This is a genomic window from Massilia sp. TSP1-1-2, from assembly GCF_049896185.1.
Taxonomy (GTDB): domain Bacteria; phylum Pseudomonadota; class Gammaproteobacteria; order Burkholderiales; family Burkholderiaceae_D; genus Telluria_A.
In genome coordinates this window covers 1-12530 of sequence record NZ_JAFCTU010000046.1, presented here as the reverse complement: position 1 = coordinate 12530, position 12530 = coordinate 1, and the positions used below count along the sequence as shown (strand labels likewise).

The window sequence follows — 12530 nt, the reverse complement described above, 5'->3', positions numbered from 1 at the left end:
TTTCCGTATTATGCAATTTGGCGCTTGGCCAGTTCGACAAACAAACCGTCCTGCTGCATGAGTTCCTGGTAGGTCCCGGACTGCACGATCTTGCCCTTGTCGAGCACATGGATGCAATCGGCATTGATGATGGTGCTAAGCCGGTGCGCGATGACCACCCGGGTCGCCCTGAGTTTTTCGATGCTGCCGCTGACCACCGCCTGCGTCTGGTTGTCCAGCGCGCTGGTCGCTTCGTCGAAATAAATAATGCGCGGTTTACGGACGATCGCGCGCGCGATCAGCAAGCGTTGCCGCTGGCCGCCCGACAAGGTGCCGCCGCCGCTGCCAACGCGCGTATGCATTCCCATCGCCATGTTTTCGATATCCTTGTCCAGCCCGCAAGCACGGGCTGCCTCCCACGCGTCGGCCAGCAACAGGGGCGTGGAACCGATAATATTCGAGAAAATGTCGCCGTCCATCAACTGCCCGCCCTGCAACACCACTCCGAGCTGGCGGCGCACGGCCCCGATGTCGACGTCGTCGATGTTGCGCCCGTCATAGTAGACGCCCCCCTGCTGGGGGCGCTCGAAGCCCAGCATCAGACGCAACAGCGTCGACTTGCCGGAACCGGAGGCGCCCACCAGCGCCACGTACTGGCCGGCCTTGATGCTGAGCGACACGTCATCCAGAATCAAGGGCATCCCGGGCCCATAGGCGAAGCTGATGTTGCTCAGTTCAATGGCGCCGTTCAGCTCACCCGGGTGCGGACGCTCGCTGTTCGATTCCGGCACCGTGTGCAAGATGGGCAGCGTGCGCTCGTAGATCGGCACGATTTCCAGCAACTGCATGCCGCTCCTGACCAGCGCCAGCGAAGCGTTCAGGAACACCAGGAAGGCAGCATTGAAGGCAATGAATTCGCCGGTGGAAAAGGCGCTGATCCGGGTGCGGTAAAAGACCGCATAGATCATGCCGAATATGGTGATATTGCACAGCAGCGGAAAGACGCTGGCAAAGACCAGGCTCGCATTGTTCAGTTTTCCCATGCGCAGATTCATCCGCTTTTGCAGGGCGAACAGCGATGCCCAGTTTTTGAACACCCGCCATTCGGCGCCGGTTGTGCGCAACTTGGCAATTGCGCTCAGGTACTCGAACACCAGCGCGCTCACCCGTCCTTCCAGTTCGGAAGCGTCGCGTGAAATGCGCACCTTCATGTAGCCGATGCCCAGGTTGACCAGCACGGCGAGCGTGACCAAGCCGACCGCAGCGAAAGCGAGCTGCACGCTATAGTAAAACAGCAGCGCCACGTTTAAGATGGAAAACAGACTGCTCAGCAAGGTCGCAATGAAGGAGCCGGACAGCACGCTGCGGATCTCGTTGATGCCGTTGATGCGCATGGCCAGGTCGCCCGCCTTGTAGGCGCGAAAGAACGGTACCGGCAAGCCAAGTACGCGGTCCCAGATCGCCGCTTGCAGATCGTTGCCGGCTTTGCTTTCGATGCGCAGCATGGCAAAGGCGCGGGTGGCATTGAAGAGCAGCGCCACCGCGCTGGCAATGAACAGCAGGGTAATGATCTGCCACATCTGCACGCTGTCAGCGGCCGGGAAAATGTTTTCGAACAAATGTCCGGTTGCTACCGGTATGGCCATGCCCAGTATCCCGCTGGCCAGTCCCACCAGCGCCACGGTCAGCAAGTCCGGTTTCAGGCCGAACAGCGAAAAGGCGATCACATCCCGGGCGCTGAGCTTGCGCTGCGGCAGAGCGCGGTAAAACATATAGCCCATACGCGCCAATGTGCCGGCAAAGGCGGCGTCGACGGCAATCCGCTCGCCGCTCTCAGGATTGACTGCCTGATAGGCATTCTTGCCAGCCGGTAGTAGTGCGAAGGCTTGCCGGGTTTCCCCATCGAAGGCGAGCAAGGGACCGGCGTCTTTTTCCCACCAGCTGTCTTCCAGCACAACGAGGCGCGATTTCACGCCCGATACATTGGTGATGTCCTGCACCGGATCGCGCCCGGCGGCGCCCTCGGACATGGGCGGGGGCGCCTTGAACTGGATGTTTTGCGGCTGGCCGACCAGCCGGCAGGCGTCCAGCAGGCGGTCGCCGCTGCCGCCGGCAACCACCGTTTTGTGGCGGGTGCCCAGGATGGCGGCAAATTCGCCCAGCGCACCGTGCAAAATGGTCTGGTCAATGTCGGCGCGCCTGGCCACGCGCGCCAATTCCTGCGCCTCGTTGTCGACAATCCGGTCGTAGCGGTAGTCCAGCAGCAGCCCCATCAGCTCCTGGAAACCGCTCACTAGCCGCGCGCGCGGCAAGTGCTCCGCGCCCTGGCACTGCAGGACGCTGCCGGGAGCGGCGCTGAGCCACAGGCTGGCTGGCATTGGCAGGCAGCACCCCGGCGGCAAAGGCACCCGATCCAACAGCCACGCCTCTCCTTGCGCCAGCGTGACCCAGCAATTGTCCGCAGGCGCATAAAAAGCCTGGCGCCGCTCGTCCACTGCCAGCGGCCCCTGGCAGTGCATGGCGGTGCCGTGCGCCGGCGCGCCGCTGTGGCTGACGCTCGCTATCAAGCGCATCGTTTGCTGCAGCACCTCGGCTGATGCGTGAGCCCAGTGGGATGCTAGCAGCAGCGCGCTGCAGGCGGCCGAATCGATGCCGTGATAAAACGCGTCCAGGCTGGGGACCATCAGCGCGGCATAGGCGCCGCCGGCCGCCACCCCGGGCAGGCACATCAATTGACCGGCGCCGGCGCGCAGCACATGGTGGCGCGCACGGTGGGCGTCACCCTCGCCCCGCGCCAACAGGAACAGGTCAATATGGCCCTGCTCGATATAGCATACCTGCGCTGCTTCCCCCAGCAGCGTGGGCACGCACGAACCCGGCTGGCCGGCGGCCACCAGGTGCTCATACAAGTCCAGCTGTACACCGGCATCATTCATTGGAAATCATCCTTGCGTAACTGCCGTTCAAGCGCATCAGCTCCTCGTGGGTGCCGCGTTCAAGAATGGTGCCTTGGTCGAGAAACAGGATTTCATCGCTGTCGCGAACGGCGCTCAGGCGGTGCGCCACGATCAGGCAACTGCAGCCGCGCCGGCGAAACGCATCGTCGACCAGTTTCTCGGTCAGCGGATCGAGCGCGCTGGTCGCTTCGTCCAGGATCAAGAGGCGCGGATTGGTGGCCAGGGCGCGCGCGATTTCGAGGCGCTGGCGCTGCCCGCCGCTAAAATTGAAACCGCCTTCGCCCACTTCGCTCTCGTAGCCGCCGGGCCGATTGGAAATGACGTCGTGGATACTGGCGTCCTTGGCCGCCTGCACCAGCGTTGTCTGCTGCACCGTGCTGTCCCACATCGTCAGGTTGTCCCGAATGGTGCCGGAAAACAGGGAAATATCCTGGTCCACCATTGCCACCGAGTTGAGCATTTGCTGCTTGTCCCACGCGCTACGCGGCTTGCCATCGAACAATATCTCACCTTCCCATGGCTGGTACAGGCCGGAGACCAGCTTGGAGATGGTCGACTTGCCGCAACCGGAGGCGCCAACCAGGGCGATGCGCTGTCCCGCCTTGAGCGACAGGTTGAAATGCGTGATCAGCGGCGGGTCCAGGCGGCTGTAGCCGAAGGTGACGTTGCGCAGTTCGAGCCCGCCTTCCAGCCTGGCGTGCAGCACCGGCGCGCCGGTGGCGCCGCTGTCGCAGGCCGGGTCGCACGGGTTGCGCATGACGTCGTCCAGCCGGTCCATGTCGCCTTGAAACGCTTGCAGCTTTCCACCAAGCGCCACCAGGGTGTTGATCGGCGCGACGAAGCTGGCCACCAGGCTTTGAAAGGCGACCAGCATGCCGATGGTCATGTCGCCGCTCATGACGCGCAGGCCGCCGATGCCCAGCACCAGCGCCGAGTTGATCACGGTCAGAAAACTGGGCAACATCTCCAGGTAAGTCGTGGTGCGGCCCGTTTCCTGCATTGAATTCATCAACTTGGTCTGGTAACCCGACCAGCGGCTGAAGAAATCGGCCTCCGCGCCCGAGGCCTTCAAGGTTTCAATCAGCGCCAGACCGTTCATCGACGTGCCGATGACCTTGCTGCGGTCCATCGCCAGGCGCTGGTTCAATGCCTTGCGGCGCGCCGCCACCGCGCGCAGGAGCGCGACGTTGAGCGCGGCGACGGCCAGAATGATGCAGGTCAGGCCGACGTCGTAGAACAGCATGATGACGGCGAAAAACAGGGCGCTGAGCAAGCTGAGCAAGCCGTACAGCAAGTCTTCCGACAGGATGGTCGCCAGGCTGTCGCTGATGCCCACGCGCGAACCGATGTCGCCGGCGGAGCGCTGGAAATAAAAGCTGACGGGCAGGCGCAGCACGTGCGCGAAAAATTTGGCGGAGGTGCTGAGCGCAATCTTGGTTTCCAGCTTGAGCAGGAAATGGCGCTGCATGCCCAGCAGTGCGCTGAGTAACACGGCCGTGAGCGCGATGCCCACCAGCAGCGGCATCGCCCAGCTAAGCTTTTGCTGCACCAGGATATTGTCGATAAAGAGCGCCGTGAAGGTCGGAATCACCATCCCGGGAATAATCAGCGCCACCCCCAGCAACAGCAGGAAACTGACATCCTGCGCCGAGCCGGCCAAGCGCTTGCGCAAGCCGCGCAGCAGGCTGGGGGGCTGGCCCGACGGCGTGAAAGTGGGACCCGGCGCGAACGTCATGGCCACGCCGGTGAATGCCTTGTCAAAATCGACATGGCTCAGAACGCGTTTGCCGCTGGCCGGATCGTTGAGATACACCTTGTCATTCGAAAAGCCTTCAAGCACCAGGAAGTGGTTGAAATTCCAGAAAATGATGGCCGGCAGCGCCAACTTGCGCAGACCGGACATTTCCAGCTTGTACCCCTTGCTCTCCAGGCCATAGGAGCGGGCCGCGTTCTGGATATTCACCGCCTTGCTGCCGTTGCGCGACACGCCGCAGGCGGTCCGCAATTCTTCCAGCGGAATGTATTTTTTGTAATACGCCAGAATCATCCCCAGCGACGCAGCGCCGCACTCGAGCGCGTCCATTTGCAGGATCGACGGCGTATTGACCCGGCGGCCCGCCGGTCCTGCGCGCCCGGGGCGCCACCAGGCGTGTCCAAACAGGCGACGTGTGGCTGCAAGCATGGTTTTTCCTTGTCAAATGCCGGTGACGCGTTTGAGCACCGGCAGGACCATGCTGATTGGCGCCTGTTCGGAAATGGTGATGCCCGCCGCGCACAGCGTGCCGCTCTGGATGCCGAACGGCGGCCCGGCGCGGGTCGACCATTGATATTTGCTGGCGTTGAGCGCCGAGGGCTTGAACGCCGCTACGATCTGGATCGGCGCATTGGTGCCGCTCAACTGCTTGACCACTTGCTCGTTGCCGAAAATACGCATCAAACCCTGATCGGTGGAGGGATAGTCGGCGACCGATGAAATATAGCCCGGCAAGAAGCCGTACTCCTCGCGTTTCACGGTACTGGGACTGATTTCCACTTTCATTCCCGGCCGAATTTTTTTACCGTCGGCCGCCGGCAGATACACATAGGCTTCGATTTCATTGATGTTCGAGACCGCAGCCTCAATGCTCAGCAGCTGCATGCCGCGCTCGACCAACTGTCCTTCGCTCACCTTCACCTCCAGCACCTTGCCCGCGTAAAGGCTGACGATCTGGGTCGAGTTCTTCGCCTCGCGCAACATCAGGTTGAGGGAACGGTGCACGTCGTCCAGCTGGTTTTTCGCCTGCACCAGCTCGTTGTCGCCCAGTTTCTTGTCGTCCAGCTGCTTGACGTCGAGCTGCTTGAACTGGCCCTTGATATTCTCGGTTTCCAGTTCGACCGCGCTCAACTCGAGCTGGGTCGTAATCATGGTTTGCTTGGTAATCAAGCCTTGCGCCAGCAAGCCTTGCTGGGATTCTATACGCTCCTGCAATAGCCGGATCTTGCGCTTGGCCGAGGCAAGCTGGCTGTTCAGGTTTTGAACCTGTTGCTCCCTTGTATTGGCGCGCAAGATGGCGCTTTCTTTCGCCAGTTGCACCGCTTGGTCATAGTGGGCTTGCACTTCCTTCAGGCGCGCTTCCGTGGACTTGATTTTCTGCAGCATGTCCGATTGCTCGATGCGCCCGACAATCTGGCCGCGCGTAACCGTGTCGCCGCGCTCCACCGACAGATCGGTGAGCCGGCCGCTGTTGGCGCTGGTGACCAGGTTGATACCGCCGCTTTTTACCAGCAGACACTGCTGCCCATATAATTTGGTGGGAACCGTGCCGATGATGGACCACACGACGATGGCAAAGAGCAAAATGCCGATGCCGCCCAAGGCCAGCCATGACTTGCTGCTCGTCACTTGCAGCAGGCTGTCGAGTTGCTCAGGCGAGGACAGCCGGTCCAATGACGCCTGGCGAAAGAGCTGCCGTGTCGAGGTGGTGGTCAATTCTTCGGTCATGGAAGGATCTCAGGTGTGCGTCGCGGTGTGGTTGAGAACGGCGGGAACAGCGCGCGGATGCACGCCAGACACCCGCTTACAAGGGCACTTTCAATACATCAAATACCGGTGCCAGGCCGGACAGATCCCGGACGTTGACGGCGAATTCATCGGCCGGGCCCGCTCCCGCTGCGGCAACGACGCCTGGCCCCAGCGCCGGACGCAACATGGTGCCCGTTTCGTGCTGCAGGTTGACCAGCGCCTTGGCATAGTCGGCATGCAGCTCGATCGCATTGACCTGGGCCAGGTTGTAGCGCCCCTCGATGGTGATCACGTCGATCAGCGTGGCAATGCCATTTTTTTGCTTGGTCATCTCTTGATTGACGGCTTGTTCGTACAGGGACAGGCTTTCCTTGGCCGCCCTGAGCTGTGCGGCGCTGGCGGCCAGCCGCTGCACGGCCGTCAACACGCCATTACTTGCAGCGATGTGCGCGTCACGCACCCGGATTTCCATTTCGCCAAGCTGCGCATTGCGCTCGGCGTACTGGCCCTTGGCGACGTTATTCTGGACAGGGAACTGATACTGCAACCTGGCGAACACGGACGGTGTGTTCGGCGTCTGTCCGGCTTCGCCGGGAAAGCCGTAGCGCGAGCCCCCTTCGGACGCCTTGCCATACGCCACGCCCACGCTAAGGTCGAGCTGGGGTTGGAGGTTTTTGCGCGCCACCGTGCGCTGCAGGCTTGCCTGCTCCCGTTCCAGTTCCATCCCCAAAATGTCGGCCCGGCCTTGGGCGACCAGGGTGCTCAGAGCAGGCGCCAGGGAAACCAGGCGCGCGATCGCGTCGGCTTGGGGCGGGAAGGCTTCCTGCTCGAGCGCCATGGCGGCGGCCGCATTGCCCTCGATTCCCATCAGGCGCGCCAGGTTGCGCCGCGCTTCGACCAGCGCCTGGGAAGCGCGCAGAGCGGCTGCCGCCTTGTCCACGTAATCTGCGCGCAGCAACACCAAGTCGCCGCGCGGGCGCTCGTTGGCCTCCACCAGCTTTTCGGTCGATGCGAGCAACTGCGCGCTGCGCTGCGCAGTGGCCTGCGCCAGCATCTCCAGTTTTGAGCGGGCCACATAATCCCAGTAGGCGCCAAGCGTGGCCTGCATCACTTGGGAAACGCGAAAGCGCCGTTCGTAACGGCTGATCTGCAAGCGCATGCCGCTCGTCGCCACCTCAAGCGTCGCGACATCCTTGCCGCGCCCTTTAAGCAGGGGCATGTTCAGCGCCATGCTCAGCCGCAGCAAATTGCGGGCCGGTTCCAGGCCGCCGCCGCTCACGTCCTGGCGCAGCGAATCGGCCGTCAGTGCCGTTTCGAGCGTGTTGCCATTGCGCTGCAACTGGTTGGCACCGACGGTGTATTGCACCAGATGTTCGCTGGTCTGGCGCAGGCCGTTGGCGCCCAGGCGCGCGAGCGGCGTTACCGTGCGGCTTTGCAGCATGCCTGCCGCGACGCCCAGGTCGAACTTGCCTGCGGCCTGCTGCACCTGTCCCTGGGCCGCCGCGACGCGCTCGCCCTGTACCAGCACGTCGGCGTTGTTTTCGAGCGCAAGCCTGACGACATCGACCAGCGCGTAATGGGCCGCGGCCGCGCCCGCACTCGCCGGACACCAGCACCCCACCAGCACACTCATACACGCCGCCACCGGGCGCAGATCCCATCGATTGGCCAATTTCATCCTTGACGACTTGTCTGTGAAGCGACGGCCGAGCGCAGGCACACCGCGTTTTCTTCCCGAGCCACATGATACTTTTGGGCACTTTGTGAATTCTTATCAGGAAAGAATATCACAAGAATAAGTGTGTTCCAAAACTAATTTTTTGGGATTCATTGCCTTTTTTTGCGCCGCAGAAGTGTTGCATTCGGGAACAAAAAAGATTGTTTTTATCTAATTGTGTTCGTGCAGGAAATAAAGGTAGAATGACAAATCCAAACCCAACAGCCGTCAACACTATGCTTGATGATGTCGTGTCCCCCCTGCGGTTTCGTGGTCCCGCCGCGCGCACCAATACCATCTGGTTGCGCATCAGCGCCCTGCTGATCCTGGTCATTTCCGCGGTCTTGCTCATCGTCTCTTTCCTCAATTATTCCAACTACCGCAAGAACTTTCTGCAGCTCAATTTGTCGCGCTATCTGGTGGTGGCCAACGATTTGCGCCAAACCGTGGAAGCGGGACTCGATGTCGGCCTCGACCCGGCCGCCAATACGCGCCTGCTGCCCACCATGCAGGAATTGGCCAAGCAGCAGAGCGGCACGCGCTACATCGCCATCGTGCCCGCGCACGGCGAGATCATCGGCCAGGGCGCCATTGGGCCGGGCGCCGCACCGGACTGGCAGACGCGTATGCAGAATGTGGATACCTATTGGCAAGTCAGCCGTCCCGACAGTTTGGAAATCGGCATGCCGATACGCAACAACTTCAATTTGAAAATTGCCGCCGTCGTGATCGGGTACGACCGCGTGGCAATCGAAGACGCCATGTCTGCCATGCGCCGCAAGCTGATGGTGGACACGCTGCAAATGCTGGCGGCCGCCGTGCTCGTCATCATCGTCGGCGTCAAGATCATCACGCGCCAGTTGGGCGACGAGCTGGCAGCCATCGGCGAGGTGATCGACCGCGTGCTGACCGACGCCCAGCCGCCGCTGCTGCCCGAGAGCGAAATGGATCCCAAGCTGGCCGACGATATCAATATGTTCGCCAACCTGAGCCACCGGACCTTGCGCGCGCTGCGAACGGAGGGTGAGTCATGAAAAAATTGCACACGCGCCTGGTACTGTTCGTCACCGTCTTGCTGGCCATCCTCGCCCTCTTGCTGTCGTGGCTGGCCCTGCGCGACTTTGAACGCGATTTGCCGCCTGAAATGGAGCGCAGCGTCAGCGCGGTGGTCTACTCGGCCAGCGCCGTGCTCGAGACGGCGGCGCGGCACGGCGTGCCATTTACCGAGATGGTGGGGGTCGCAGAATTCTTCGCAACGATCCGCCAAAGCAATCCCGACATTTCCTACATGGTCATCACCGACAACGACGACAAAGTCTTGTATGAAAACGGCTATGCCGGTTTGCCGCAGCGCGAAGACTTGATGCCGGTGCTGGTGCGCCACGGCGACGCGCTGCGCACGCTGCGTGCAGGGCAATATTTCAACACCAGTGCGCCGCTGGTGCTCCAGCAGCGCCGGGTCGGCACCATCCACCTGGGCCAGCCGACGTCGTTTGGGGAAAAAAAGCTCAAGGAAATCCGCTACGACGTGCTCACCGTGCTCCTCGTGGCCAGCCTGATCGCCGTCGAAGTGCTGCGCTTTGCACTGGCGCTGACGGTGGCTACCCCGCTGGCCGTGTTGCATGAATTTTTGCAGCGGGTGCGCGCGGGCGACTTTACGCGCTACCTGCCGTTCGACCACGTCGGCGGGATCGGGCAATTGAACGCCCATTTCAATGCCGTCATCGAGCGCGTCAATGCGCAATTTTATCGCTGGCAAAAGGCGCCCGGCCAGTTGCTGGCCGGGTTCACCTTCCATGCCCCGGGCGAACGTCAGAGTCTGTCGATGTCGGCCATCGATCACATCCGGTGGCCATTCTTCCTGCTCATCTTTGCCGACTCGCTGTCGCTGTCGTTCTTCCCTGCCTTTGTGGGGGAATTTTATTCGGCCGACATGGGGGTGCCGAAAAGCCTGGTGATCGGTTTGCCGATTTCCATCTTCATGTTCATGTGGGCGCTGTCGATGCCGTGGGCCGGCTCCTGGAGCAGCCATGTCGGGCACCGCAAGGCCTTTTTGACGGGTGCAGCCATCACCACCGTGGGCCTGATCCTGACCGCCTCCACGCAAACGCTGTACGACTTGCTGCTGTGGCGCTCGATCACGGCCGTCGGCTATGGCTTGGTGTTCATCACCGCCCAGGGCTATGTGGCCGAGAACACGCCGCCCAAGCAACGCACCAAGGGCATGGCAATGTTTTTGTCGAGCTTTTTCGCCGGTTCCCTGTCGGGCTCGGCCATGGGCGGCATCCTGGCCGACCGCCTGGGTTACAACGTCACCATCTTGCTCTCGGCGCTGTTAAGTGCAGCGGCGGCCATGTTCGTGTTCCGCTTCCTGCAAGCGAACAAGACGATATCGGCAGCCCGCAAGAAGTTCAGGATGGCCGACCTGCAACTGTTGTTGCGCCACAAGCAGTTCGTCGTCATCACCTTCCTGGCCGCCGTGCCGGCGAAAATTGCGCTGACCGGCTTCCTTTACTATTCCGTCCCCATGTATCTGAAGCTGCAAGGCAATGATCAATCGACGATCGGGCGTGTGATGATGGCCTATGGTTTGGCGATTATCCTGTTCTCGCCCAGTATCGCCAAACTGGCCGACCGGCTGGGGAAGCTGCGCTGGTTCGTCAGCTTCGGCGGCTATGCGGCGGGCGTGTCGATGCTGGTGATTTGGTATCTGGACAATACAACCGGCCTGCTGATCAGCATTTCCCTGCTCGGCCTGGCGCACGCGATCGGCGTCTCGCCGCAACTGGCCCTGATCAATGAATTGTGCAAGGACATCGTGCAGGAGGTGGGCGCCGGCGCCACCACCGGCATCTTCCGCTTGATGGAGCGCATCGGCAATGTGCTCGGACCCGTCATCGCGGGCATTCTGATTGCCCAGTTCGGCTTTCGGGGCGCGTTTCTGGGCATTGGCGCACTGTGCCTGGTGTGCATCAGCTGTTTCACGCTGCTGTTCTTTTGGTTCGAACGGCAAATCTCGCCCACGCTCGGGAGCACCTGAACGCTGGCACGGAACAAAGTGCGCCGGTACTTGAGGGCACGTCGTTGGCGCCCGTATTTTTGCTTGGAAAACAGCTTTATCAAATAAAGGAAGTGCAGCATGTTGCGTATTATCCGGTCCTTGCTCGTCGTGCTCGTTTGCATGCATTCCACCTTCGCCCAAGCACAAGCGAGCCAGCGCCCATTCAAAATCATGATGCTGCTGTACCGCGGCCAGACGGAAGCTGAAGTGGGCTTCATGGATTACTTCAAGAAGCAGAAAATCGATGCGGAATTCATCATCCGCGATGCCCAGGCTGACAGGACGAAAATCGCCGATTTCGTGCGCGAAGCAAAGGAAATCAAGCCCGATCTGATCTACACCTTCGGCACCACCGTCACCACCGAGGTGGTCGGCCTGCAAAATGACATCGATCCGCGCCGCCACATCACCACCATTCCCGTGGTGTTCAACATCGTCGCCGATCCCGTCGGCGCCGGCCTCGTCAAGAACTTGACGTCGTCGTCGCGCAACCTGACGGGCGCCTCGCACCTGGTGCCCTTGGCGGCCCAGCTCAAAGCCTTGCAGGCCATGCGCGCGACGACGACGATGGGCGTGATCTATAGCCCTCAGGAAAAAAATGCCGCGCTGGCAGTGCAGGAGTTAAAAGTGTTGGCGCCCAAGTTCAAGCTCACGCTCGACCTGGTGCCGGTACCCGCCAACGCCAGCAACCAAGCATCGATCGAGGGTTTGCGCCAGGCGATTGCGGCCGTGATTGCGCGCAAGCCGCAATTCATCTACCTGCCTTCCGACTCGTTCCTGATCAAGAATGCCAATTTGGTGGTGCAGGCGGCCAGTGAGGCGCGCATTCCCGTTTTTTCGGCCACAGAAACGCCGATCCGCACCGACGGCGCCCTGCTCGGTCTGGTCAGCACCTACTACAACGTGGGCGAACTGGCGGCGCACAAGGCGGCGCTGATCTTGCAAAAGAAAAAGCAGGCGTCCGAGATTCCCGTCGAAGTGCTGCACCGTTTTACGTATCTGGTCAATATGGGAACGGCCAAGAAGCTGCAGATTTACCCGCCGCTGTCGATTCTCAAGATTGCTGAAGTGGTGGCGCCGCTCGATCAAGTCGACGCGCGCGAATAAACAGGCCTGCTAGTGTCCTGAGTTGGAAGTTCGTTGTTTATACTTGTTCCGAAATCGCCATGCGAATCTGCGCCTTGTCGGACGCTTTTTTCACGGGCCGATCCCATCCCTCAGAATAAATCAGTGCTGCCCTAGTGTCCCGAGTTGGAAGTTCGTTGTATAAATATTCCGACAATCCCCACGATGCTGCGTCAAAAATGCTCGCAA

The 12530-nt window shown here is 61.1% G+C and carries 7 protein-coding genes; 3 read left to right on the top strand and 4 right to left on the bottom strand.

Translation table 11 applies throughout. From position 1 onward, the window contains the following. Nucleotides 1-8: 8 nt before the first annotated feature. The 4 genes from ACP7BV_RS24810 to ACP7BV_RS24795 form a co-directional block, all read right to left on the bottom strand. Nucleotides 9-2915, bottom strand: a complete 2907-nt coding sequence (locus ACP7BV_RS24810; RefSeq protein ID WP_426107557.1) for an NHLP bacteriocin export ABC transporter permease/ATPase subunit — start codon at nucleotides 2913-2915, stop codon at nucleotides 9-11. Beyond that, nucleotides 2908-5118, bottom strand: coding sequence for an NHLP family bacteriocin export ABC transporter peptidase/permease/ATPase subunit (locus ACP7BV_RS24805; protein ID WP_426107556.1), 2211 nt, complete (start codon nucleotides 5116-5118; stop codon nucleotides 2908-2910). Before ACP7BV_RS24805 ends, ACP7BV_RS24810 begins: the two co-directional genes overlap by 8 nt. Before the next feature lie 12 nt (nucleotides 5119-5130). After that, on the bottom strand, nucleotides 5131-6417 hold the full coding sequence (locus ACP7BV_RS24800) for an NHLP bacteriocin system secretion protein (protein WP_426107555.1): 1287 nt from the start codon (nucleotides 6415-6417) through the stop codon (nucleotides 5131-5133). A gap of 76 nt (nucleotides 6418-6493) precedes the next feature. Beyond that, nucleotides 6494-8071: a TolC family protein gene (locus ACP7BV_RS24795; RefSeq protein WP_426107554.1), complete on the bottom strand. Its 1578-nt coding sequence runs from the start codon at nucleotides 8069-8071 to the stop codon at nucleotides 6494-6496. A gap of 287 nt (nucleotides 8072-8358) precedes the next feature. Between ACP7BV_RS24795 and ACP7BV_RS24790 the strand changes: the two genes are divergently transcribed. The 3 genes from ACP7BV_RS24790 to ACP7BV_RS24780 all read left to right on the top strand — a co-directional run bounded on the left by ACP7BV_RS24790 (nucleotide 8359) and on the right by ACP7BV_RS24780 (nucleotide 12323). Continuing rightward, nucleotides 8359-9189: a hypothetical protein gene (locus ACP7BV_RS24790; protein WP_426107553.1), complete on the top strand. Its 831-nt coding sequence runs from the start codon at nucleotides 8359-8361 to the stop codon at nucleotides 9187-9189. Further along, on the top strand, nucleotides 9186-11195 hold the full coding sequence (locus tag ACP7BV_RS24785) for an MFS transporter (RefSeq protein ID WP_426107552.1): 2010 nt from the start codon (nucleotides 9186-9188) through the stop codon (nucleotides 11193-11195). Before ACP7BV_RS24790 ends, ACP7BV_RS24785 begins: the two co-directional genes overlap by 4 nt. Before the next feature lie 99 nt (nucleotides 11196-11294). After that, on the top strand, nucleotides 11295-12323 hold the full coding sequence (locus tag ACP7BV_RS24780) for an ABC transporter substrate-binding protein (protein ID WP_426107551.1): 1029 nt from the start codon (nucleotides 11295-11297) through the stop codon (nucleotides 12321-12323). Nucleotides 12324-12530 lie beyond the last annotated feature (207 nt).